General features: G+C 50.4%; 22 protein-coding genes. 17 read left to right on the top strand and 5 right to left on the bottom strand.

Annotation, left to right across the window (positions count from 1 at the left end):
• The first annotated feature begins 591 nt into the window (after positions 1 to 591).
• From BMY63_RS12130 to BMY63_RS12065, 14 genes are all read left to right on the top strand, one after another.
• Positions 592 to 1,194 (top strand): DUF4923 family protein, encoded by a 603-nt coding sequence (locus BMY63_RS12130; protein WP_091902029.1) that lies wholly within the window; start codon positions 592 to 594, stop codon positions 1,192 to 1,194.
• A gap of 171 nt (positions 1,195 to 1,365) precedes the next feature.
• Complete coding sequence (gene argR, locus BMY63_RS12125) at positions 1,366 to 1,842, top strand: arginine repressor (RefSeq protein WP_091902026.1); 477 nt, start codon at positions 1,366 to 1,368, stop codon at positions 1,840 to 1,842.
• Positions 1,843 to 1,920: 78 nt separating this feature from the next.
• A complete protein-coding gene (locus tag BMY63_RS12120; RefSeq protein ID WP_091902025.1) occupies positions 1,921 to 2,532 on the top strand; it encodes a GNAT family N-acetyltransferase in 612 nt (203 codons plus the stop codon).
• Positions 2,533 to 2,562: 30 nt separating this feature from the next.
• Positions 2,563 to 3,765, top strand: a complete 1,203-nt coding sequence (locus tag BMY63_RS12115; protein ID WP_091902023.1) for an argininosuccinate synthase — start codon at positions 2,563 to 2,565, stop codon at positions 3,763 to 3,765.
• A gap of 24 nt (positions 3,766 to 3,789) precedes the next feature.
• Positions 3,790 to 4,755: an N-acetyl-gamma-glutamyl-phosphate reductase gene (gene argC / locus BMY63_RS12110; protein ID WP_091902020.1), complete on the top strand. Its 966-nt coding sequence runs from the start codon at positions 3,790 to 3,792 to the stop codon at positions 4,753 to 4,755.
• Between the two features lie 92 nt (positions 4,756 to 4,847).
• Positions 4,848 to 5,999 carry an aspartate aminotransferase family protein gene (locus BMY63_RS12105; protein WP_091902018.1) on the top strand — a complete coding sequence of 384 codons (1,152 nt, stop codon included), beginning with the start codon at positions 4,848 to 4,850 and terminating at the stop codon, positions 5,997 to 5,999.
• Positions 5,996 to 6,775 carry a pyrroline-5-carboxylate reductase family protein gene (locus tag BMY63_RS12100; RefSeq protein WP_091902016.1) on the top strand — a complete coding sequence of 260 codons (780 nt, stop codon included), beginning with the start codon at positions 5,996 to 5,998 and terminating at the stop codon, positions 6,773 to 6,775. The genes BMY63_RS12105 and BMY63_RS12100 overlap by 4 nt, the downstream gene beginning before the upstream one ends.
• Positions 6,772 to 7,419, top strand: a complete 648-nt coding sequence (locus BMY63_RS12095) for a hypothetical protein (RefSeq protein WP_143065796.1) — start codon at positions 6,772 to 6,774, stop codon at positions 7,417 to 7,419. The genes BMY63_RS12100 and BMY63_RS12095 overlap by 4 nt, the downstream gene beginning before the upstream one ends.
• A gap of 13 nt (positions 7,420 to 7,432) precedes the next feature.
• Positions 7,433 to 7,990, top strand: coding sequence for a helix-turn-helix domain-containing protein (locus tag BMY63_RS12090; protein WP_091902062.1), 558 nt, complete (start codon positions 7,433 to 7,435; stop codon positions 7,988 to 7,990).
• A 33-nt stretch (positions 7,991 to 8,023) separates the two neighbouring features.
• On the top strand, positions 8,024 to 9,691 hold the full coding sequence (locus BMY63_RS12085) for an AMP-binding protein (protein ID WP_091902012.1): 1,668 nt from the start codon (positions 8,024 to 8,026) through the stop codon (positions 9,689 to 9,691).
• Positions 9,692 to 9,709: 18 nt separating this feature from the next.
• Complete coding sequence (proB, locus tag BMY63_RS12080) at positions 9,710 to 10,477, top strand: glutamate 5-kinase (RefSeq protein ID WP_091902010.1); 768 nt, start codon at positions 9,710 to 9,712, stop codon at positions 10,475 to 10,477.
• Positions 10,478 to 10,557: 80 nt separating this feature from the next.
• Positions 10,558 to 11,799, top strand: a complete 1,242-nt coding sequence (locus BMY63_RS12075; protein WP_091902007.1) for a glutamate-5-semialdehyde dehydrogenase — start codon at positions 10,558 to 10,560, stop codon at positions 11,797 to 11,799.
• Positions 11,800 to 11,805: 6 nt separating this feature from the next.
• Positions 11,806 to 13,707 carry an ATP-binding protein gene (locus BMY63_RS12070; RefSeq protein ID WP_091917089.1) on the top strand — a complete coding sequence of 634 codons (1,902 nt, stop codon included), beginning with the start codon at positions 11,806 to 11,808 and terminating at the stop codon, positions 13,705 to 13,707.
• Positions 13,708 to 13,741: 34 nt separating this feature from the next.
• Complete coding sequence (locus BMY63_RS12065) at positions 13,742 to 14,704, top strand: Rossmann-fold NAD(P)-binding domain-containing protein (RefSeq protein WP_091917087.1); 963 nt, start codon at positions 13,742 to 13,744, stop codon at positions 14,702 to 14,704.
• An 81-nt stretch (positions 14,705 to 14,785) separates the two neighbouring features.
• Here the strand turns inward: BMY63_RS12065 and axeA1 are convergent, their stop codons facing one another.
• Both axeA1 and BMY63_RS12055 read right to left on the bottom strand, forming a co-directional pair.
• Positions 14,786 to 16,228: an acetylxylan esterase AxeA1 gene (axeA1, locus tag BMY63_RS12060; protein ID WP_091917085.1), complete on the bottom strand. Its 1,443-nt coding sequence runs from the start codon at positions 16,226 to 16,228 to the stop codon at positions 14,786 to 14,788.
• Positions 16,229 to 16,240: 12 nt separating this feature from the next.
• Positions 16,241 to 17,206, bottom strand: a complete 966-nt coding sequence (locus BMY63_RS12055; protein WP_091917083.1) for a DUF3089 domain-containing protein — start codon at positions 17,204 to 17,206, stop codon at positions 16,241 to 16,243.
• A 109-nt stretch (positions 17,207 to 17,315) separates the two neighbouring features.
• Between BMY63_RS12055 and BMY63_RS12050 the strand changes: the two genes are divergently transcribed.
• From BMY63_RS12050 to BMY63_RS12040, 3 genes are all read left to right on the top strand, one after another.
• Positions 17,316 to 18,374, top strand: coding sequence for a threonine aldolase family protein (locus BMY63_RS12050; protein ID WP_091917081.1), 1,059 nt, complete (start codon positions 17,316 to 17,318; stop codon positions 18,372 to 18,374).
• The gene (locus BMY63_RS12045; protein WP_091917079.1) at positions 18,364 to 19,776 is read left to right on the top strand and encodes a DUF6057 family protein; all 1,413 of its coding nucleotides are present in this window, start codon (positions 18,364 to 18,366) and stop codon (positions 19,774 to 19,776) included. The genes BMY63_RS12050 and BMY63_RS12045 overlap by 11 nt, the downstream gene beginning before the upstream one ends.
• Before the next feature lie 84 nt (positions 19,777 to 19,860).
• On the top strand, positions 19,861 to 21,285 hold the full coding sequence (locus BMY63_RS12040; protein WP_091917077.1) for a TolB family protein: 1,425 nt from the start codon (positions 19,861 to 19,863) through the stop codon (positions 21,283 to 21,285).
• A 121-nt stretch (positions 21,286 to 21,406) separates the two neighbouring features.
• On the opposite strand, the gene BMY63_RS12035 is transcribed toward BMY63_RS12040, so the two are convergent.
• Genes BMY63_RS12035 through BMY63_RS12025 form a run of 3 tightly spaced genes read right to left on the bottom strand, consistent with a single transcriptional unit; the run spans position 21,407 to position 25,219 of the window.
• Positions 21,407 to 22,891 (bottom strand): TolB family protein, encoded by a 1,485-nt coding sequence (locus tag BMY63_RS12035; RefSeq protein ID WP_091917075.1) that lies wholly within the window; start codon positions 22,889 to 22,891, stop codon positions 21,407 to 21,409.
• On the bottom strand, positions 22,888 to 24,585 hold the full coding sequence (locus BMY63_RS12030) for a DUF6057 family protein (protein WP_091917073.1): 1,698 nt from the start codon (positions 24,583 to 24,585) through the stop codon (positions 22,888 to 22,890). Before BMY63_RS12030 ends, BMY63_RS12035 begins: the two co-directional genes overlap by 4 nt.
• A complete protein-coding gene (locus tag BMY63_RS12025) occupies positions 24,566 to 25,219 on the bottom strand; it encodes a DUF4369 domain-containing protein (RefSeq protein WP_091901984.1) in 654 nt (217 codons plus the stop codon). The genes BMY63_RS12030 and BMY63_RS12025 overlap by 20 nt, the downstream gene beginning before the upstream one ends.
• Between the last annotated feature and the right edge of the window lie 3 nt (positions 25,220 to 25,222).

Genomic DNA, 25,222 nt, shown 5'->3' with positions numbered 1-25,222 from the left:
CGTTCATCCTGAGCCAGGATCAAACTCTTCACTGTAAAAAATATCTTTATCCATTACGGAATGTTATCTGTCTCAGAACGACTATCCAGTATCAAGTAATTGTTTAAAAGAATAAACGGTTCGTTTCTTCTACCCAAGAGCATCACTACAATGCTCTCGCTTCTTGTACTACTTCTGTCTATGTAAATCTTTCAAAGAACTCTTTCTTTCGTCGCTTACAGAGGTCGTTTCCTCGTTAGCGGATGCAAAGGTACACACTTTTTCCGAACCACCAAAACTTTTCCAGGAAAAATTTCATTTTATATGCAAAATTTTTATCCCTCTTGACCAACATCAAGCACAAATGCAAGGCACACCTTATTATATATTATAGAGGAAACAGAATATGACATCTTCTCTCCCTCATACAAGTTTGACATAGACACCAAGAACAAATAAAGCTTAAGCACTCGCATGACAGAGAAAAGACAGAAGAAGAAATTGGTGGTTTTACAGGATAATTGCAGATTTTTCTTGTGAATTTGGAAAATATGTCGTAAATTCGCAGCAATATTATTATGATATTATCCACGATATTAAAAGTATAGTAAGATGAAAAAGATTAAAATTGGAATGATGGCCCTTGCATGTATAGCATTGGTCAGTTGCGGGAATTTAGGTCAAGTGATGAATGCCATGGCCAATGGCGGTGGCATCGTCAATGCGGTCACAAGCGTCATCGGTCTTGACAAAGTGAAGGCGCAGAGCCTAATTGGAGACTGGCAATACAAAGGTCCCGGTTGCGCATTTACCAGCGAGAATCTATTGGCAAAAGCCGGCGGTGAAGTGGCCGCCGTACAAATTGAAGAAAAACTTCTGCCCTATTACAAGCAGGTAGGTATCTCAGCCAACAACACCTACATCACCTTCAAACAGGACGGGACCTTCTCATCAAAGATTGCCGGCACCCCATTCAGCGGCAACTACACCTTCGACGAGGCTTCCCAGCAAATCAAACTGAAGGGACTACTTCTGTCGATTAACTGCTATGCGAAGAAAGAGATCAACGGCATCTCTATTCTCTTCGAGGCCAAGAAATTATTGACGTTACTTCAGACCATGTCTGCCCTGAGCGGCAATGCCAACCTGCAGACGATTGGCGACTTGAGCAAGAACTACGACGGTGTGCGTGTCGGTTTCGACATGACGAAGTGATCATTCTGAAAGTTTTTCTTATATCTATGCAATTATGCCTCTCGGATATACGACGAGAGGCATATTTATTCACTAATATTCATTAATTCGCAAAAGATTTACGCAATATCATTTGGTTATATGCAAGAATTTGTATAATTTTGCACCCAAATTCTGAATAAATATACCACAATGAAAGTAAAAAACAACCGATTAGAGGCATTACGCCTGATTATCTCAAGTCAGCAACTGGGTAGTCAAGACGAGTTGTTGACCGCCCTCCAGAAAGAAGGTTTCAAGTTGACACAGGCAACACTAAGCCGAGATCTGAAACAACTGAAAGTGGCAAAGGCGGCCTCTATGAGTGGCAATTATGTGTACGTACTTCCGAACGAGACGATGTACAAACGCGTTAGCACCCCTAACAGCATCCGTGAAATGATGAAAGTACCTGGTTTTGTGAGCATCAATTTTTCAGGTAACATGGGTATCATCAAGACACGTCCCGGTTATGCCAGTTCGATAGCCTGGAACATCGACAACAGCGACATCCCCGAGATTCTAGGAACCATTGCCGGCGACGACACTATTTTCATTGTAATCAAAGAAGGTATCAGACATCAGGAGATTGTCGAGGCACTGAGCGATGTCGTTCCTAACATGAAATAACTAAAATAATAATATTTTTTAGGACTCTGTGAGAACCATCGAAGCAGAGCCTAAGTTGATATTGACAATTGAGAATCAATGGAAAAAGGAGAAATAGAGGTCCTGGTGGCGGGACCAGAACATGAGAAATACGTCGACACCATCCTCGAGACGATTGCTGAAGCCGCAAAGGTACGCGGTACAGGAATCGCCAAGCGGACGCATGAGTATCTGACCAAAAAGATGCTGGAAGCTAAGGCCGTCATCGCACTGACGAAAGACGGAACCTTTGCCGGCTTCAGTTACATTGAGACTTGGGAGAATCAACAATACGTCACGACATCCGGTCTGATTGTGCATCCGGACTTTCGCGGCCATCATGTGGCAAAGCGTATCAAGGACATGACATTTACGCTCGCGCGCACCCGTTGGCCACATGCCAAAATTTTCTCGCTGACTAGTGGCGCGGCAGTGATGGCCATGAACACAGCCCTTGGCTATCAGCCCGTCACCTTTGCCGATCTCACGGAAGATGAGGCTTTCTGGAAAGGATGCGAAGGCTGCTGTAACGTAGACGTACTACATCGTACAGGTCGTAAGTATTGTATCTGTACAGCCATGCTGTACGACCCGACAGAGCATTTACCTGCAAAAATTCCAGACGACGTTATCGAGCGCATCCATAAGATCGATGGAACAGAGAAGAAATAAATAGTCAAGACATAAAAAAAAACAAGAAATATGGCAAACAAAAAAGTTGTAGTTGCATTTTCTGGAGGACTAGACACCTCCTATACAGTGATGAAGTTAGCCCAGGAAGGTTGGGACGTATATGCAGCATGCGCCAATACCGGCGGATTCAGTGAAGAACAGTTAAAGAAAAATGAAGAGAACGCCTACAAGTTGGGCGCCATACAATACATAACGCTCGACGTGACGCAAGAGTACTACGCGAAATCGCTGAAGTACATGATCTTCGGTAATGTGCTACGTAACAATTGCTACCCTATCAGTGTGAGCAGCGAACGAATCTTCCAGGCTATCGCCATTGCCCGTTATGCCAAAGAGATTGGTGCCGATGCCATTGCGCATGGCTCTACAGGTGCAGGCAACGACCAGATCCGCTTCGACATGACCTTCCTCGTGATGGCTCCAGGTGTAGAGATTATTACCTTGACCCGTGACCAAAAGTTGACCCGCAAGGAAGAAGTAGACTACCTGAACGACCACGGTTTTTTTGCAGACTTTACCAAACTGAAGTATAGTTACAACGTGGGCATCTGGGGCACCAGCATTTGCGGTGGTGAACTGCTTGACCCCACACAGGGGCTGCCTGAGGAGGCCTATTTGAAGCACGTCACAGCAACAGAGAAGGAAGCCACACTGAAGATTACCTTCGACAAAGGAGAAATCACAGCAGTCAATGGAGAACAGTTTAGTAACAAGATCAAAGCCATCCAGAAAATTGAGGAAATTGGCGCCTCATATGCCATCGGTCGTGATGCCAATGTAGGTGACACAATTATCGGCATCAAGGGTCGTGTAGGTTTCGAGGCCGCAGCACCGAAACTGATTATTGAGGCACACCGCCTGTTAGAGAAGTCAACACTCTCGAAGTGGCAGCAGTATTGGAAAGATCAAGTAGCCAACTGGTATGGTATGTTCCTGCATGAGAGCCAGTATCTAGAGCCTGTTATGCCAGATATCGAGGCCATGCTGACCTCCAGTCAGCGTAACGTGACTGGTACCGCCATCCTGAAACTCCGTCCTTATGGCTTTGAGACCGTCGGTATTGACTCTGACAATGACCTTACAAAGAGCAAACTCGGTGAATACGGTGAGACGCAGACCGGTTGGACTGCCGACGAGGCCAAAGGTTTCATCAAGGTTAGCTCTACGCCTCTCCGTGTCTACTACGGAATACATAAAGACGAGAAAAGATAAGTCACGGATTAAACAGATTACGAGATGATTAAAGTAGGAATACTTGGCGCAGCAGGGTATACGGGCGGCGAGCTCATCCGTCTGCTACTCAACCATCCAGAAACAGAAATCGTATTTGCCAATTCGGAAAGCAATGCCGGCAATCCGGTCTGTGACGTGCACGAGGGTCTTGTGGGTGAGACAGACTTATGCTTCACCAATGAGATGCCCTTCAACAAGGTAGATGTTGTATTCTTCTGTTTCGGGCACGGTAAGAGCGAACAATTTCTTAAGGAGCACGTAATTCCTGAGAATGTGAAAATCATCGATCTGGCACAGGACTTCCGTATCAAAGGTGACCACGACTATGTATACGGTCTGCCGGAGATCAACAAGATCGAGATTCAGAAGGCACAGCATGTAGCCAACCCCGGTTGTTTTGCCACATGCATCCAAGTGGCGCTTCTGCCTGCCGCTCATCTGGGGCTCTTAAAAGAAGATGTTGCAGTCAATGCCATCACTGGTTCGACTGGTGCCGGACAGAAGCCCGGTGCCACCACGCATTTCTCTTGGCGAAACAACAACCTGAGCATCTATAAGCCATTCCAGCATCAGCATATCGCAGAAATCCGTCAGAGTTTGAAACAAGTACAAGGCACGCTCGATGCCGACATCGACTTCATCCCCTATCGTGGTGACTTCGCCCGAGGAATCTTCTGTACCGCCGTCGTCAAGACTACGGCTCCTGTAGAAGATGTAATTAAAGTTTATCAGGATTTCTATCATGATGCGGCTTTCACTCACTACTGCAACAAGCCCATCGACCTGAAACAGGTGGTAAACACCAACAAAGCACTGGTGCATGTTGAGAAGTATGGCAATAAGTTGCTCATCACCTCCTGCATCGACAATCTACTGAAAGGTGCCGTAGGTCAGGCCGTTCAGAACATGAACATCATGTTCGGCATTGATGAGACCACCGGTCTGAGACTAAAGGCATCCGCTTTCTAAAGGAACACAAAAAAACGTGCAAAAAGACTGAAGAATGTGACGTGTTTTCGGATATTTGCCGTAACTTTGCAAACGATTATAGACTTAATAACATGAAACTATTCGACGTATATCCGCTCTTCGACGTGAACATCGTCAAGGGTCAGGGTTGTAAGGTATGGGACGACAAGGGACAGGAATACCTGGACCTCTATGGCGGGCATGCAGTAATCAGCATCGGCCACTCGCATCCACACTACATAGAGAAAGTGTCTGAGCAGCTCAATAAGATGGGGTTCTACTCCAACTCCGTCATCAACAAACTACAGGTAGAGTTGGCAGAGCGTCTTGGTAAAATCAGTGGCTACGATGACTACCAACTTTTCCTTATCAACTCTGGTGCAGAAGCCAATGAGAATGCACTAAAGCTTGCCTCTTTCAAAACAGGCAACACACGAGTGCTTTCCTGTGAGAAGGCCTTTCACGGACGAACAAGTCTTGCCGTCGAGGTGACCAACAATCCGAAGATCATTGCTCCGATCAACGACAACCACCATACACGGTTTCTGCCATTGAATGATCTTGAGCCATGGGTGCGCGAACTGTCAAAAGGTGGTGTGGCAGCCGTGATTCTGGAGTGCATTCAGGGTGTCGGTGGAATCCAAATGGCCACCCCTGAGTTTGCTCAAGGACTGGCTTATGCGTGTAAACGCTATGGTGCAGTCCTGATTTGCGATGAGATTCAATGCGGCTACGGTCGGAGCGGAAAGTTCTTCGCTCACCAATGGTTGGGTATCAAGCCCGATATCATCACCGTGGCAAAAGGTATAGCCAACGGCTTCCCGATGGGCGGCGTACTCATCAGTCCCGACTTCGTACCAGTCTATGGACAACTCGGCACAACCTTCGGCGGAAATCATCTAGCTTGTGCGGCAGCACTGGCCGTGCTCGATGTTTTCGAGCAGGAGCATCTGGTTGAGAACGCCCATGATACCGGCGAGTACCTGATTAAGAAACTGAAGGACCTGAAAAACGACGAGTTGAAATCAAAGGGGAAGAGCCATATCACCGATGTTCGTGGACGCGGTCTGATGATCGGCATCGATCTTAACATTCCCCACAAGGAAGTGCGGTTGCCACTCATCCATCAGGAGCACTGTTTCACCGGTTGTGCTGGAGAAAAGATTCTGCGCCTATTACCGCCACTATGTCTGACAAAACAAAATGCAGACGATTTTATTGAACGATTAAAGCGAGTATTATGAAGATAGCAGTCATTGGAGCTGGCGCCATGGGTGGTGCCACCGTAGAAGGGCTCATCAAAGGCAAACAGTTTAAAAACGCGGATATCACAGTAAGTGATCCGTCACAGGCTGTCGTAGAGAAGTTCGCAAAGACAGGTGTCAACGTTACCACTGACAACAAGTTAGCAGCCGACACTGCAGACATCGTTTGCGTTGTGGTCAAGCCATGGCTTGTGGAACGGGTCTTGAAAGACATCAAGCCAGAGCTGAACGCTAAGAAGCAATTGTTGATAGTAATTGCTGCCGGTGTTTCATCTGCAAGCATCAAAGAGTGGTTGGGTGATAACTGTCCTCCATTATTCCTAGTGATTCCGAACATTGCCATTGCCGAGATGGCCTCTATGACCTTCATCGTGCCCGTAGGGGCCTCGGGGAAGGATACCCAGACCGTCACCGACATCTTCAACGAGATGGGCAACACCCTCATCACAGACGAACAACATCTGGCAGCAGGTACGACCCTCGCCTCCTGTGGCATCGCCTATGCCATGCGTTATATCCGTGCCGCATCGGAAGGTGGTGTAGAGTTGGGCTTCAAGGCCGACGATGCCAAGAAGATCGTCATGCAGACCATAAAGGGTGCAGTAGAACTGCTTGAAGCCAGCGGCATGCATCCGGAGGCGGCCATCGATCTTGTGACGACTCCCGGCGGTGTAACCATCAAAGGACTTAATGAGATGGAGCATGCCGGCTTCACCTCTGCCGTCATCCGCGGACTCAAAGCCGGACTGAAATGATCAAGAGATTTCTAGTACTCTGCTGTTCCTGTCTGTGTATGATAACCCTAGCACAGGGGCGAACACATGTAGGCGAGCAGGATACGGGAATGACCCCAAACGAGCGACAGGCACGTCGTATCTTCCAGACGGCGTATAATCATTTCTTCGGGCCGGAGGGCGTAAGATTCTCCTATAAAATTAATATCCTGCATCTCTATAAGGAGGAAGGTACGGCTTGTTACAAGGGCAACAAAAGTAAGTCGCAGCATAAGAATACCATCATCTGGGACAACGGTGATCTGAAGCATATCGTACGACAGAACAAACATATCGTTGAGCTCCACGACCCGAAGGTGAACAAGAAGGATGACAAATTGCAGAAGTTCAAGTTCTATCCTGATGATTTCACTTATTCCATCGCCGAAGCTCCCGAAGGGTTCCTAGTGACGCTAAAGGCCAAGTCAGGCGCCAAAGGCAGTATCAGACAGGTTCAGGCATTGCTCACCCGAGGCGACTACTACCCTAAGCGGCTACGCATCAAAGTGACCATTTTCTGGGCGACCATCACCTTCGCTGACTTTCAGGCCGGTGGCATCAACGATGATATTTTCGTATTCCCAAAGAAGAGATACGCTGATTATAAAGTCATTGACGAACGATAACAACAAATATAATATGGACGAACAGTTAAAGCAAATAGGTGAACGCCTGCGCGGACTGCGCGACGTGCTCGACCTGACAGCGCAGGAGGTGGCCGACACCGTAGGCATCTCGCTCGAGAAGTATGAGAAGATTGAGAACGGCGAGGTTGATATTACCATCTCCAACCTGATGAAGATCGCTCACAAATATGGCGTCTCCGCCGAAGAACTGATGTTCGCAGAGGCTCCCCACATGAAGTCGTACTTCGTGGTGCGCAAGGGACAAGGCATGAGTGTTGAGCGCACGAAGGCATACAAATACCAGAGTCTGGTAAGTGGTTTTGTGAACCATAAGGCCGACGTGTTCATTGTGACAGTAGAACCGAAGCCTGAAGCACATACAGTCTACAAAAACACCCACCCCGGTCAGGAGTTCAACCTCGTATTGGAAGGAGCGATGGAACTCTATATCGGCGGAAAGACCATAATCCTGGAAGAGGGCGACAGTATCTACTTTGACTCAAGCAAGCCACACGGTATGCTAGCTATCGGCGACAAGCCCGTGAAGTTCCTTGCCTTCACCGTCGAGTAGGATTAAAGAATTGAATGATTGAAGCATTATAATATGGTAGAAAGATTTTTGAAACAGACGACATTCACGTCTGTTGAGGACTACAATAAGAATCTGGAATTTATCATTCCTGAGAACTTCAATTTCGCCTATGACGTAATGGACGCATGGGCGGAGGAAGCTCCGGAGAAATTAGCGATCCTTTGGACCAACGACCAAGGCGAAGAGATACGAACCACCTACGGACAACTGAAGGAGCAGACAGATCAGGCAGCTTCCTATTTGCTGTCGCTCGGCATCGGCAAGAACGACCCCGTGATGCTTATTCTGAAGCGCCGTTATGAGTGGTGGGTAGTGATGCTGGCCCTGCATAAGATTGGCGCCATCGTCATCCCCGCGACCCATATGCTCACCAAGCATGACATCGTATATCGCAACACCCGCGCCTCCGTCAAGGCCATCATCTGCGTCGACGACCCTTATGTCGTCAGTCAGATACAGGCCGCCATACCTGAGAGTCCAACGGTGAAGCAATATATCACAATCACCGACCACGGCAAACCGATTCCTGAAGGATTCCATGACTGGCAGACAGAATGGAAGCAGGCTCCGAAGTTCGTAAGGCCCGCCTTCGTCAACACCAACGACGATACGATGTTGATGTATTTCACCAGTGGAACGAGCGGTGAACCGAAGATGGTGGCACACGACTATCTCTATGCCATGGGACATCTAACGACGGGTGTCTTCTGGCACAACCTTCACGAAGGCTCACTGCACCTCACCGTGGCTGACACGGGCTGGGGCAAAGCCGTATGGGGGAAGTTCTATGGACAGTGGTTTGCTGGTGCGACGGTCTTTGTATTCGACCACGAGAAATTCAATGCCGACACACTCCTCCGACAGATGGAAAAATACCATGTGACGAGCTTCTGTGCTCCTCCGACCATTTACCGTTTCATGATACGTGAGGATCTGTCGCAGTACGATCTCAGTTCACTCGAGTATTGCTGCACGGCCGGTGAGGCCCTGAACCCCGCCGTCTTCGACAAGTTCAAGGAGAAAACAGGTATCCAGATGATGGAAGGTTTCGGACAAACAGAAACCACCATGACACTTGGTACCTTCCCATGGATGACACCGAAGCCCGGAAGCATGGGTATTCCTAACGCCCAATACGATATCGACCTGCTACGCGCCGACGGCACGTCGTGCGAGGATGGAGAGAAAGGCGAGATTGTTGTGCGTGTAGGCGACAAGAAGCCTATCGGTCTGTTCAAGGGTTACTACCGTGACGACGAGAAGACGCGCGAGGCCTGGCACGATGGTATCTACCATACGGGTGACATGGCATGGCGTGACGAGGACGGTTACTACTGGTTTGAGGGCCGTATCGATGATGTCATCAAGAGTTCTGGCTACCGCATTGGCCCGTTCGAAGTAGAGAGTGCCCTCATGACCCACCCTGCCGTAGTGGAGTGTGCCATCACTGGTGTGCCTGATGACATCCGAGGCATGGTGGTCAAGGCTACAGTCGTACTCGGAAAAGAATGGAAGAACAAGGCCGGTGACGATCTCATCAAAGAGTTGCAACAACATGTAAAGAATGAGACCGCACCATATAAGTATCCCCGAATCATCGAGTTCGTTGACGAGCTTCCGAAGACCATCTCCGGAAAGATCCGTCGCGTGGAGATCCGACAGAAGGATGCAGAGAAATAAGAATATCAATTAAAGGATATGAAACGAATTGTTGTAAAGATCGGCTCAAATGTGCTGACTCGGAAAGACGGGAAGCTCGACGTGACACGCATGTCGGCACTGGTCGACCAGATAGCAGGGTTGCGAAAGCAGGACATAGAGGTCATCGTCGTCTCGTCGGGTGCAGTGGCCTGCGGACGACGGGAGTTGACCGTCGACCACTCTCTCGACTCAGTAGAGCAGCGCCAGCTTTTCTCTGCTGTCGGTCAAGTGAAGCTCGTAGGTCTATACTACGACCTGTTCCGTGAGTTCGGCATTCACGTGGGACAAGTGCTCACTATGAAGGAGAACTTCGAGCCCGGCGAGCAGTACCGCAATCAACGCGCCTGCATGACCGTGATGCTGGAGAACAATGTGTTGCCTATCGTCAACGAGAACGATACGGTGAGCGTCACCGAGCTGATGTTTACAGACAATGACGAACTCTCGGGCCTCATCGCCCAGATGATGGAAGCCGACACCCTTATCCTGCTATCGAATATCGACGGCATCTACGACGGGCATCCCGACGATTCCTCGTCGCACATCATCCCACAGGTGAAACCCGGGCGCGACCTGTCGCAGTACATCAAGGCCGAGAAGAGCGCCTTTGGTCGTGGTGGCATGCACTCCAAATATACTACCGCACAGAAGGTGCAACAGGCAGGTATCCGCGTTATCATCGCCAACGGAGAGCGTGAAAACATCCTCGTTGACCTCATTGAGCGCCCAGAGACGACACCACATACAGAGTTCGTAGTATCATAAAGACCAACAGGACTGAAGGATTATTCAGAAGACGACAAGTGTCGCGTTAGTCTGACAGTCCACAGAAAATAATAAAAGCCATGCAACTGAAAGAGACATTTGAGCGTGTGAGACAGGCCAGCAAAGGCCTCGCTCTGTTAAGCGACGAGCAGCGGAAGGTTATTCTGAATGCCGTGGCTGATACCATTATCCGCCAACAAGAGCGAATCCTTGTCGCCAACGGCCAGGACCTAGCCAAGATGGAGAAGTCTAATCCCCTCTACGACCGACTGATGCTGACGCCTCAGCGACTAGAGGGTATTGCCGACGACATGCGGAATGTTGCCACGTTGCCCACACCTCTCGGACACATCACCAAACAGAAGACGCTACCCAACGGCCTACGTCTCTGTCGGGTTAGTGTGCCTTTCGGGGTGATCGGCATGATCTATGAGGCACGCCCTAACGTCACGTTCGATGTCTTCTCTCTCTGTTTCAAGAGCGGTAACGCCTGTGTCTTGAAAGGTGGTAAAGATGCCGACTGCTCCAACCGCGAGGAGGTGGCACTCATCCACGAGGTACTAGAGCAATATGGGGTTAGCAAGGACGTTGTTGCCCTATTGCCAGCTACCCATGAGGCAACCGGTGAGATGCTCAATGCCGTGGGCTATATCGACTTATGTATCCCACGGGGCGGACGTAAGCTCATCGATTTCGTTCGTGATACAGCTCGCGTGCCGGTCATTGAGACTGGAGCAGGTGTCGTCAACACCTATTTCGACAAAGACGGTAATCTGGAGATGGGTAAGGCTATCATCAACAATGCCAAGACACGCCGCGTCTCTGTATGTAACGCACTCGACTGTCTGTTAATCCATGAGAGTCGCCTTAATGATCTGCCTGTGCTTTGCGAGAAGATGGCAGAGAAGCATGTCACCATCTATGCCGACGAACGTGCCTTCGCTGCTCTCGACGGCAACTACCCATATCTTGAGCATGCTACTGTCGACAGTTTCGGCACTGAGTTCATGGACTACAAACTGGCAATTAAGACTGTTGCCTCACTCGACGAGGCACTTGTCCACATTGATGAGAAAGGCAGTGGACACAGTGAGGCGATCATCACCGCAGACGAGCAGACCGCCCGTCAGTTCCAAGCACATGTCGATGCGGCCTGCGTCTACTGGAACGCCCCCACCTCGTTTACCGACGGAGCACAGTTCGGTCTCGGAGCAGAGATCGGCATCAGCACCCAGAAGCTCGGTCCGCGCGGTCCTATGGCCCTGGAAGAGATCTGTACCTACAAATGGCTCATTGAGGGAGAAGGACAAATAAGACCGTAACGACCTATGCGTATAAGAGTATTATTATCCGTCATCCTTTCAGTCTGCTGCTGTCTACCTATCGTCGCAGAAGACACTCTAGACACCATTCTGGCCAGAATTGAAAAGACCGCCGAGAGAGTTGAACGAGAAGGAAAGATCGACTCCGCCGCCATGTTACGACGCGAGAAGATTTCTCTGATATCACGTGCCCAAAAAGATAGTCTGGTCATCATTGAAGCACCCAAGCAGATGCGATGGATGGAAGAGCACGATCAATGGACATACTATTACAGAACATGGCGTTTGTTGGCAGAGGCCTACTACTTCAGCAAGAGACCACAGACAGCGCTCTTCGAGACCAAGCGTATGCTTGAGCATGCCCAACAGCATAACAACAACCGAGGACGTGCCATTGCCTACCAGCAGATGGGCTTCTTCTATCTGGAGATTGACAACCGTGAGGCCATCAAAGCCTACAAGCACAGTATCGATCTGCTGAAGGGAGAGGGCGACGACAGGTTCAGTGAGATGAGCCGTGCCTACGGTTATCTCTGCGAGGCACTGGACAACGAGAAAGAGTATGCCTCAGAACTGTCCTATTGTAATGAGTGGGAACAGTTGCTGGCGCAGTATGGAGGCGATCTCACCAAGGTGTCGACCAAGCGTGTTCTCATCGAACTACACCTCCAGAAAGCCAGTGCCCTGATGGGACTCTCACGACTACAGGAGGCCGATGAGGAGTTGGCGAAAGCAGAACAACTGAACAAAGCACCTCAAGACAACTACTACCACTACCTGTCACTGGTGCATCGTGCCCATCTTGCCATGCTCAACGGGAATATTGAACAGGCCGTCACACTGAGTGACGCCTACGTCCCTATGATGGCCAATGACGACTGGAAACCCGCCCGTCTGATTCGCGGTGAGATCTTGATGAAGGCAAACCGCAGTGCCGATGCCGCCCGTCTTTATCGTTCTCTCTACGAGCAGCAGGACTCAACCTTTGCCCGTGACATGCGCATACAATTGGACGAATTCAATACCATCTTCCAACTCGACGAGATACGGACCAAAGGCCAGCAAGACAGACAACGGTTTATCATCGGTATCGCACTGCTCATTCTCGTCACCCTGTTCATTATCATGCTTCTGAGCTACCGCTCAGCCAAGAAGCTGGAGGAGAAGAATCTTGAGTTGAAGGACAAAAACAGACAACTGACTATTGCCAACACCCGTGCCGAGGAGTCATCGCGGATGAAGACAGACTTCATCCACCAGATCTCGCACGAGATACGTACCCCGCTCAATATCCTCAGCGGCTTCACACAAGTCCTCACGACAGAGGATATGACATTAGACGATGCCACACGGAAAGACATCAGTCAGCGGATAACAGAGAATACCAACCGCATCACCGAGCTTGTCAACAAAATGTTGGAACTGAGTGAGGCAAGCAGCCACTCTGTGATAGCCCGCAACGATGATGTACTGGCTATTCAGATTGCCACACAAGCGGCCGACGAGGCACAGCTCTCAGAAGCCACTCACATCACATTCGACATGCAGGTGACACCAGAGGTAGAGACTGTCATGCTGCATACGGACCAGCACTACGCCATCCGTGCCCTCACACTACTGCTTGACAACGCGAGGAAGTTCACCAAGGAGGGAAAAGTCCTTCTGTCCGTTGACACCCAACCGCAGCGGTCTGTCCGCTTTATCGTCGAGGACACAGGCATCGGCGTTCCTCATGATGAGGCACAGCATATCTTTGAGGAGTTCGTCCAGTTAGATGAGAACTACGACGGCACCGGTATCGGACTGACCGTTGCCCGTTCGATAGCCAGAAGACTGGATGGAGACATCATCCTAGACACCAGCTATACCAAGGGTGCCCGTTTCATCATGACGCTCCCGCTGAGTTAGAAGAATAACAAACAGATAAATTAGGTATTATCATATGAGAAGTTTTATCAATGTAGAAGATATCGGCCCGTTAGAGAAGGCGATGGCCGAGGCCATGGAGATCAAGAACGATCGTTTTAAGTATCAGCATCTGGGTAAGAACAAGACGCTCATGATGATCTTCTTCAACAACAGTCTTCGTACCCGTCTGTCGACACAGAAGGCCGCGATGAACCTAGGTATGAATGTCATCGTGCTCGACGTCAATGCCGGAGCCTGGAAATTGGAGACCGAGCGTGGCGTCATCATGGACGGCGACAAGAGCGAGCATCTGTTGGAGGCCATACCCGTGATGGGATGCTACTGCGACCTGATTGGCGTACGTTCCTTCGCCGGACTCACTGACCGCGAGTACGACTATGCCGAGACCGTTCTCAACCAGTTCATCAAATATAGCGGCCGACCCGTCTTCGCCATGGAGACCGCCACCGTGCATCCTCTGCAGGCCTTTGCCGATCTGATTACCATTGAGGAGCATAAGACAGTGAAGCGACCAAAGGTCGTGCTCACGTGGGCACCCCATTGCCGCGCCCTGCCTCAGGCTGTACCCAACTCGTTCGCCCAATGGATGAACGCAGCCGACGTGGATCTGGTGATTACCCATCCGAAAGGCTATGAGCTCGACCCGAAGTTCGTCGGTAATGCCTGTGTAGAGTACGACCAGAAGAAAGCCTTCGAAGGAGCCGACTTCATCTATGCCAAGAACTGGAGCAATCCGGGTTTAACCAACCCTGCCGACTATGGTAAGATCACCTGCGACGACCGTTCCTGGACTGTAGACACAGAGCATATGTCATGGACCAACAATGGCAAGTTCATGCACTGTCTGCCCGTACGTCGTAACCTCATCGTTACCGACGATGTGATTGAGAGCGCCAACAGTCTTGTCATCCCCGAGGCCGCCAACCGCGAGATCAGCTGTTCCGTTGTTATTAAGCGGATGCTCGAAGCCCTATAGGCAACGACCTCCCACCATACAAATCATCCCCCACTCTCTATGAGAATGGGGGATGATTTGTTTTATGCTTTCAACTGTTTGTTACTTCTCTTTGATAGCACCAGCGATGATCTCTGCCATGCGACGAGCCCCTTTCTCATTGGGATGGATACCATCGCCCAGCATCTTATCACCGTCTTCAGCGAAGAGCGTATGCAAGTCGATAACCTGCAGTCCGTACTGCTTAGCCACCTCCTGTTGGATAGGAATGATGTTATTCACGATCACAGAGTCACTGATGTTCCACGACGGCTTGAAGGCCGGGATAGGCGTACAGAGATATATCTGTGGACGAGCAGGCAGAACGGCCACCTTCTTACCCTTCTTCTTCACCGGCTGTGCCAGATCGGGACGCAGGGTCGTGATCATCTGCTGCAGGTCTTTCTTGAACTCTGCCCCATACTGCCAGTTCTCCGGCTTCGAGTCGTTGGTGCCGAGTTTGATGACAACGATGTCGGGATCGAACGCCTGCGCATCCTTCCATGCCAATTCATTCATATAAGGATAATCGCCCTTATTCAGCATCGTACGTGCACCCACACCGAAATTCTTCACCCAGTAATCCTTTCCTAAGATTTTCTGCAACTGAGCAGGATAGCCAAAAACCGATGCCATGTCAATGCCATGACCGTCGGTAATACTATTACCTATGCAAGCCACCTTTACAGCATCTGTCGAAGGTGTCTGGAGATGATCCAGCCAACGACCAAGATCGCTGAGCATCTGGTCATGGTATTTGAACCAAGTACCAAAGCCAAAGCCATGGTCACCAGATGGATAGACAAACAGAGAGCAGTCATTACCGGCATTGCGCATCGCCGAATAGTAGGCGATGCCATTGGTTACTGGCGGGACTACACGGTCGTCATTAGAGGTGATAATAACGGCTGGAGGTGTCAGATGACGTCTGACGGCATTCTGCGTGGAGTATTGCTTGACGAGTTCCGGGTCCTTATGTCCTTCCTCACCGAGGAAATTGATGCACGACCACTTGTGCGATACCCGCTCGTCCATAGAGATGACAGGATAGAACAGGATGGAGAAGTCCGGGCGTGAATCATAGTCGGAGAGAGTCGATACGACAGAGGCCAGATGACCACCTGCAGAGAATCCCATAATACCTACATCATGTGGGTTGATGCCCCAGATGGCAGCCGAGTCACGAACGATGCGGATACCTTTCTGAACATCCCCCATCGGAATAGTACGGTCACCATTGGGCAAACGGTAGTTAACCACAAAATAGGATATACCGCGTTTGTTAACCCACTCCGATGCGAGATAACCCTCATGCGAGTTAGAGAGGACAGAATAGCCGCCACCAGGCACTGCTACAATAGCCCTACCAGAAGGGTTCTCCGGCAGGAACGCCACCATCTGTGCCTTCCCGTCGTCGGTCAGGTCGATTGTAAACTTTCTGGCTGTCTGTGCCTGCATCGCCATAGCGACCAGCGACAGCACGAAAAACATTAGTTTTCTGTTCATAGCTTTTATTATTTAGTTGGTAATACTCATGTAAGCCGCCACACGGTCGGCAATATTCTGACGGATATAAGGATAATAGAACTTCAGTTCCATATTATGATAGTTTCCCGAGCGCCCTATCACTGGCAGAAGCGCTCTCTCCCGGAAGCCATCGACAACCAGCAGACAATTCTCGACATCACATCGTACAGAAAGCGTATCGTTCTTGTGTCTCCCGAAGTAGACAAACGGTGTACTCACTGTATCCGTCCGCCAGTTGACAGGATTGATACACACCACATTTCCTTCAGACACGATGGGAATAGCACAGTCGACAGAGCGTACGGAGTTGAAGCAGACGGTCACGCCGAGGTCGGACGCGCCTTGTGCCGGTATGATATTCGGATAACGGCCCACTTCATCCTGCGTGACACGATAGCCAATCACATAGGCTGCTATCATCCGCTTATAGATAGAGTCGGGCATCTCCTTGATCAGTTCCTTGACGACACAGGCACCCTGACTGAAACCAGCCAGCACGAAAGGACGTCCTTGATTGAAATGAGTCAGGTAATATTCCCAACTACGCCTCACGTCGGAAAGTGCTATAGGGATACGCGCCATCGCCGTATCCTGCGACGTCCATGACTGCATGGATACCTGCCGATAAAAAGGCGAATAGAAATTCAACCTGCCGGAATAGAACGAGTCGACAGCAGCCATCTCCACAAACATAGCTCCGCGCGATACCTGATCATAGGTGTCGGCAAAGTGACACGTATCACCACCCACCTGTCGGTCGCCTGTCTCTGTAGAGATGACATAGAAGATATCGGCTATGCCGCCCCTGTCCTGAATATACCATTGCGTGGAATCACCGTAGAGAGGTCTCTGTGGTATGGGGCCTGTCAGCCCGCTTCGCCCACCATCCCATGATGAGAGCATAAACATCAGAGAAACAAAAAAAATCACCACGAAAGTCGTCTTATATTTTGACATATCTCGAGTCTGCAACAAATTTGTCTGCAAAGATACTAAATAATTGATATTTGGCAACCGACAATGGAGTTTTTTTCGTAATTTTGTAGCCAGATAAGCTAATTACGAGATGATTTCATTCGAATGTGACTATAACAACGGAGCACACGAAAAAGTGCTCGAGAACCTGATCAAGAATAACGGTGCCAAGCCGACCCCGTATGGCTTCGATACGTTCTGCGAACGTGCCAAGAACCGGATACGGGAGGCCTGCGGGATGCCCGACGCACAGATCTTCTTCCTGACAGGTGGTACCCAGACCAATGCCACCACCATCGACTCCATGCTCTACCAGTATGAGGGAGTGATCTGTGTCGGCACAGGCCATATCAACGTACACGAGGCCGGAGCCGTGGAGTTCACCGAGCATAAGATTATCACCCTGCCCGACACACAGGGAAAGATGGAGGCCAAGGTGCTCGACAAGTATCTCGACGACTACATGCACGACGGCAACAAGGATCACGCCGTACACCCCGGTCTGGTTTACATCACCTTCCCGACGGAGTTCGGCACGCTTTACAGTGCCAGGGAGCTTAACGACATCTACCAGGTGTGTCAGCACTACGAGATACCGCTCTATATCGACGGTGCCCGTCTCGGCTACGGACTGGCGGCAGAAGGTAATGACATCACGTTGCCCTATCTTGCCCGCCATTGCGATGTCTTCTATATCGGCGGTACGAAGATCGGGGCACTCTGCGGCGAGGCAGTCGTCTTCACCCACCAGAATGCCCACAAGCATTTCTTCTCCATTCAGAAGCAGCACGGGGCCGTCATTGCCAAAGGGGCGCTGATCGGTCTTCAGTTCGAGGCGCTCTTCTCCCCTCTATCAGAGCAATCGGACGAGATCCTCTATTTCAAGTTGTCAGCGCATGCCATCAGGATGGCCATGCGGATGAAGGATATCTTCATCAGGAACGGTTATGAGTTCTACGTCGACTCCCCCACCAACCAACAGTTTGTCATCATCGACAATGAACAGGTAGACCGACTGAGTTGTAAGATGCTGTTCACGCATTTCGGACAAGCCGACAAGCACCATACCATCTGTCGCTTTGTCACCAGTTGGGCCACGACGGAAGAAGAGATCAACGAACTGGAAAAAATTCTGGAAAGTGAGAAATAAGATATTAAGATATACCCCGGGAGTCTTCATTGCACTCTGGACTGTCACCTGCTGGTGCTTCTTCCAGTTCTGCTATCCCTACCATCTCTTCTTTCAGGAGCAGAACCAACTGTTCCTCTGGTCGTGCGACTATATATCATCCTATACCGGTCCCGGTTGGCTTGCCACACTGACAGGCGACTTCCTGACACAGTTTTACTACTACCTCTACATCGGCGCCACCATCCTGACGCTCTGTCTGACAGCAACGGGCATGATCCTTTACAGGGCTCTCAGGCACTTTAAGGTTGACCGCATCGTATCACTGGCGCTGGCGCTGGTACTGATGACCTTCATGGCCGTCTGCCATTTCAGCACCAGCTACCGTCTGTCATCCACCATCGCCATCATGGGTTGGGTGTTACTGCTGTGGCTGATATCACTCACCAAGGGGTGGAAGAAGCGAGCCGTTGTCTGTTGCTGCGGTCTGTTACCCACATGGCTACTCTTCGGCCTGCCACCAATGAAGAAGCTGCAAGGGCCCGACTTCATCTTAGAGAAAGACTTTGCCGTAGATTGTGAATACTACTTCGGCAACCACGACAAGGTGATCCGACTGATAGAAGGCTCTGACCGATGGACCGACCAGATGCTGTTCTTCTATAATCTGGTCCAGGCCCAGCGTGGCCAACTGCCCGACCACCTGCTGAAGTTCACGCCAAACTACCTCGGCACCTTCGAGAAGATCGGTCCCGAGACCCCCATGCTCACCATCCGCAACATGAACGAGCTCTACTGGGCACTGGGCGACATGACCTTCACGGAACGAGCCGCCATGATGACCAACGTCTTCTCGCATAACAACCGTAATGTCCGTATGATGCGCCGCCTGGCAGAATGTAACATCGTCAGCGGCGACACACTGGCCGCGGAGAAGTATCTGCGCATCCTCGACAAGACATGGGTATATAGCAAATGGGCCGGGAACATCCGTCAGCACGGTCGGCAGATCTATCAGAAGAAGATCCTGATGGTGAACGCAGGCGACACGATAAGCATTTCAGACAATGCTCACTTCCTGATGATGCAACTGCTCAATGCTAATCCTGACAACACCATCGCCCTCGACTATATCCTGTGCAGCGACCTGCTGCTGAAGGATATCGACAGCTTCAAGCGCGACTACGACCGCTATTGCATCGAGACTGGCAAGCCCCGCCTGAAATCGCTCTATCAAGAAGCCCTGTGCATCTGGCTGGCCGGCACCGACGCCTCACAAAAAGAGTGGGAGACGTATATCCAACGAGGCGACGTGTTCCAACGTTTCCAACAGTATAACCAGCTACGCGGCGACAACCGCTTCAAGGACACCTATTGGTACTACTTCGATAAGGCCAAAGTGCCCGAGGTCAAACTAAAGTAAAAAAGCAGACAGGTAAGAATGAATTGGATGGAGAAATTACATAGAACGAGTTTGGCAAAAGGCCTGGGGTTCCTTTTTACCCTTATGCCCTTTTTCCTTTCCTGCACACCGACACCGAAGGATGTCACGATGCAGAACACGCTGCCGCCTATCTACCCCGACTACTGCGATGTGACCATACCTGAGAATATCGCTCCACTGAACTTCCTGCTCCGTGCCGACTGCGAAGCTATCGAGGTGAAGGCCGGCGGACTGGCGCTCAACGCCAGTGGCAACGAGGTCGTCTTCGGGATCGACGAGTGGAGAGAACTGATGCAGCAATCAACTGATCAAACAATCAAGGTCACCGTCACAGCACTTGTCGACGGCAAGTGGATCCAGTACAAGCCTTTCAGCTGGCAGATAGTGAGTGAAAAGGTAGACCCCTACCTCACTTATCGTCTCATCGAGCCCGACTACGAGATATGGAACCACGTGCAGATTCAGCAGCGCTGTGTAGAGAATTTCGATGTGACCGCCATCGCCCACCACGAACAGCTGGAGAACCGCTGTATGAACTGCCACACCTATGCCCATCAGGATCCCGACCTGACGATGATGTACGTTCGAGGACCCGGCGGTGGTGCGATCCTTAACCGTCACGGTCGGCTCAACAAGCTTGACATCCCAGGTAGCGTGTATTTCTGTTTCAGTCCTTCGGGGCGGTATATCACCTACTCCACGCAGAAGATCATCCCCGCCTTCCACAGCGACCCTAGTAAACGACTGGAGGTGTATGATGCCTCGTCGAACATCTTTGTGGCCGACATGCAGGAACACCGTATCTTCACCTCTCCTCAGCTGGCCGACAGTCTGGTGTTCGAGACCTTCCCGACCTTCTCGCCCGACGGCAAGTATATATACTACTGCGCCGCCGACACCGTCAGTCTGCCTCACGATATCAAGCGACTGCAATACAGTCTTGTACGTATCTCCTTCGACGAGCGTACCGGCACCATCGGCACACATGTCGACACCCTGCTCAACAGTCAAAGACTGAAGGTCCAAGGACAGAACCTGACCTCCGTCTGCCATCCCCGCATCAGTCCCGACGGGCGCTTCATCCTATATACCGTTGCCGACTATGGCACGTTCCCTATCTGGCATCCGGAGGCTGACCTCCAGATGATGGACCTGCAGACAGGAGCCATCGACCCCCTTGCCATTGTGAACAGCGGGAAGAGTGACACCTATCATTCCTGGTCATCGAACAGTCGTTGGTTTGTCTTCGCCTCGAAACGCGATGACGGACTATATGGCAAGCCTTACTTCTGCTACGTCGACAAGAACGGTCGAGCCCACAAGCCCTTCTGTCTGCCCCAAGAGCATCCGACGTTCTATGACAACAACCTGAAGTCGTTCAATGCCCCGGAACTGGGTAAGGGCAAGGTACCCTTCGACGTGGATGACGTTGTTAAAGCCATGAAGGGACAGGCTATTCAGTTCCGAGAATCATCCCTACGGAAGTAAACCCCTATCTTCCTAAAAGTAAAACAACTTGTTTTACCTTCGTTCAGATAGTCTTTTACACTTAAAGAAACCATCCCTTACAAGGTAAAACAAGTTGTTTTACTATTAAAGATGCCATCTCCTACTTGGTTGGAGAGCACACCTTCGTCTCAAGACGCCTATCCGAAGCTATTTCACGGCCGGCACGATAGGCATCGAAGTTCACCTTCGTCTTCGTGAAGTCGGGAGTATTAAAGGAGTAAATACTCTCCTCATAGTATTCCTTCGGGTGGCGCTGCGGCAAGAGGAACGGTTTCGAGAAGCGTCCCCGATCGTCGACACTCGTTAAATAGAGACGGCTATACAATCCATCGCCTCTGCGACTGGTAAAGACAATCCAGTGCGAGTTGAGGTTCCAGTTATGATAGCTATCCGCGTCCGTACTATTGATCTCCTTCAACTCACGTGCCCCACCTGTCCGAAGGTCAAGCAACCACTGGTCGCTCTCCTTATGCCAGATAGAGAAATAGCCGTAATCCATCAAGGTAAAGAGTATATACTTCCCGTCGTACGAAGGGCGCGGCCATGTCAGACTCTTACCCATCGCCACGGCATTGAATACCGTATCCACCCGTTCGCCGAAGGTGCCGGTCTCGGGATCAAAGGCAATCTTACAGAGATTATACTTCTCGTCCTTGTAATGTATGGGATAGTCCTGCTGCTTACAGGTCATATAATACAAGGTATGCCCATCGGGAGAGAATACAGGCGAGTTCTCGCTCCAGTCCTTAGTAGAGAGCAGCGAGTCGCGGATAATCTCATGGGTTACGGGGTTATAGACAAACACATCGCTGGAGTGGTCGAACACCTCTATACGTTCATGAGGCGCGACGTGGAATCCCTGACGTGTCTGGTTGGTCGAGAAGGCACAATACTTCCCGCTGGGATGCCAATAGGGATAGACCATCGAGCCACCCAACTGGTCATTGCTGGCTTTCAGCCATTCTCGCTGTCCGTCTATCTGGAACATGGTGGCACCATGGTCACCACGCACATGAAAGACAAACTTCGAGGGGTCGGTCTGATGGGCAGAATGGCAGTTGACACACATGCCTGGCACCTGAGTATTCTCTATGATAGGATACTCATCGAAGGTAGAGAGGTTGCGCTGATAGAGGCCCATCTTACTGAATGCCTCATAGCCTGGAGCAATACGGCGGTAGGTCAATCCCCACTCATCGAGGGCATACGGACTGATGCTGACAGAAAAGTCCTTGTATTGCTTCCACTGGCCGTCCTTCAGGATACAGACGGTAAAGGAGAGCTGTCCGCCCTTGTTCTGCTGAGTCAGCTGGTGCCAATCGTCTATATCAAAGTCAGCCTCATTGCCCTGAACATGCATCTCACCGCCCTTCGAGCCGCGCACCACCACATCCATGCAGTCGATATCAGTCTCCACACTGTTAAAGTTCAGTGGAGCGATCTCTGCCGGAACCGTCACCCCGACATAGTCAGGATAGATCGGCGGCAGCTGACTTACCTGTATTGGGTTCTCTGGTCCAGAACTGCATGATAGCAACTGGAGCCCAGAGAGACAAAGACACAAAGACCATATTAGCTTCTTCATTTTCCTGCTGTTAAGTAATACCAAACCGTGTTCTTGAACTGAGCCAGTGCCGGTGAGTTCTTATCAGAGCCATAGACACGGGCGAACTCGTTCATTTGCTGCAACGTCAGCTGATTGACGAGACCTTGCGGTGGCTGCTGCCGCTGCTGGAAAAAAGCAAAGGCGATAGCCTCTTGACAATGTCGGGGATTATAAGCTATCTTCCCTTGCACATATTGTGCATAGTTCATGAATCGCGCTACATCCCCATCGAGCAGCGGCATCATAAGCAGATATTGCGCTGCCATCATGTTCTGCTGATTGTGGATGAAGAGCTGACCACAGATCTTATCCAACTCGCGCTCGCTGAAGAGGAAGTCGTCCTGCAGACGGTACTGGCGGAGCATGCCATAGAGAGGATGCCCGTTGATAGCCTTCTCGTCGCCCAGCATCGCCATCGTACGCTGCGCCCAGAGACGATAGAACACCGTCTTTTCCAACATCTGCAGATACTTCCGGGCCACCTCGTACTGTCCGTTGATGAGGTTTGTCTCGGCCAGACGCTTCACCACCCTGGCACTCTTATTGTAATTAGGTATAGCCTCCATGGCCTCGAAGGCAAAGCGCTGAGCAGTATTCACCAAACCGAGATGGAAATAAATCTCACCCGTCAGCTGGGCTGTAGCGAAGTTTCGCTCAAACCTCGGCAGCAGACCACCCGTACCGCGCTGGTAGAAGTCGAATGCCCGATCGCCCAATTGATTCGTCATACCTAAGGCGAGATTTGTGGCACTGACACTCATCGGCAGGTCCGGCATCTGCCTCTCGGCTTTCTGTATGATCGCATTCCAATCACCCACACGTACCAGATAATCGTACTCGATGAGTCCGTATTTCCTGGCATCATAGCCACGAGGGACAAAGAGCAGTCCTAAGACCAACACGCCGGCAGACAAAGGTCCCATATATTTCCACTTGAGCCAGTCCATACGAGACGACCAGGTTATGAAAGCCGCCACAACAGGAATAACCATCAGCATATATGGCAACGTAACAGGGATGCGGTAATAACTAATACCCAACATCACCCGCATCATCGGGAACGGCAGGAAATGGGCACTCAGCAACATCAGTCCCAAGGCATAGACAACGGCAGACACAGATACCAGCCAAGGCATCATCATCAAAGCCACAAGCAAGACCATCGGACCTATCAGCCAATAGAGCATCGGGATGATGACCAAAGCAACAATGAACTTCTTCCACAACACACCATCTGCGAACCACCGCGACCAAGCTAAGGCTACAGATAAAGCCATGATCAATGCGATGACATATGTCAACATGACACTCTCATCGCCCATGGCATACCATAACAGCACGACGGGCAGGAAACTCAAGAGGTAGGATCCGTCAGTCTTGGAAGACATCAACCGCCACATCAATCGCTGTACCAGTACAAAGAGTAATGCTATCACGGCAGCCCCAATAGTAACCAAATTATAGAACTGCACCATGAACTCAGCGATGTATCTTGCCAAGCCGCCAGGCTCTGACATACGCTCGCAGAAATAGTCATCGTCGAAGAGAAACAGCTGTAACTGCTCCTGATAGGCCAGAACAAAGGGATAACGGTATTGCCAGAACAGGAATACCGCCAAGCCGAACAGCACCGTCAGCCCGACCTTCCAATATCTACTCAGGGATTTCCTCATTCGTATCAGCATTCATCGTTACGACTCTTCCGTCAGGATACTTGCGCTGATACGTCAGCGGGAACATATCCTTCAGGAAATCGTGCAACACGCCCTCCTTCAGGTTCTCTGCCATCTGACGGGAATAGTTCTTATACACCAGATGGAAACTGTCGGCACGTTGCTGGATATACTTGGCCCGCACCGTATCGCCTTGCTGCTGCAGGTCGGCTATATATCTGCGCATTTTACTCAACTCCCGGTTATGGATCTCCGTACGCACCTTCCACTTCTCCAAAGAGTCATTCTGAGGTGTACCCACAGCATGGCTGACGCTATCAATGACCACTTTCACCTCGCCCGGCTCACCTATTACCAACAAAGGTTGAATGCCTACACGGAATCGCAGATCAATAAGGATTTTATACATCTGCATGCTATCAGTCTCGAAATGGAACTTCCCGTCCTTAATCTCCATTGAGTCAACGGTCTCTGCGCTTTTGGGGCCTGTAAACGGCACAAGGAATATACGTTTGCCTTCAAACTGTTCTCCATTGACAACACCCTGAATCCGACACACATTGCTATTTTGCTTACAACTATAGAACATAGTCATCACAGCCATAGCCATCACACACCATAAAATCTTCTTCATATC

It is taken from the genome of Prevotella aff. ruminicola Tc2-24, from assembly GCF_900110895.1.
GTDB lineage: Bacteria > Bacteroidota > Bacteroidia > Bacteroidales > Bacteroidaceae > Prevotella.
The sequence above is the reverse complement of the archived record's forward strand: the minus strand, read 5'-3'. Positions and strand labels throughout refer to the sequence as shown.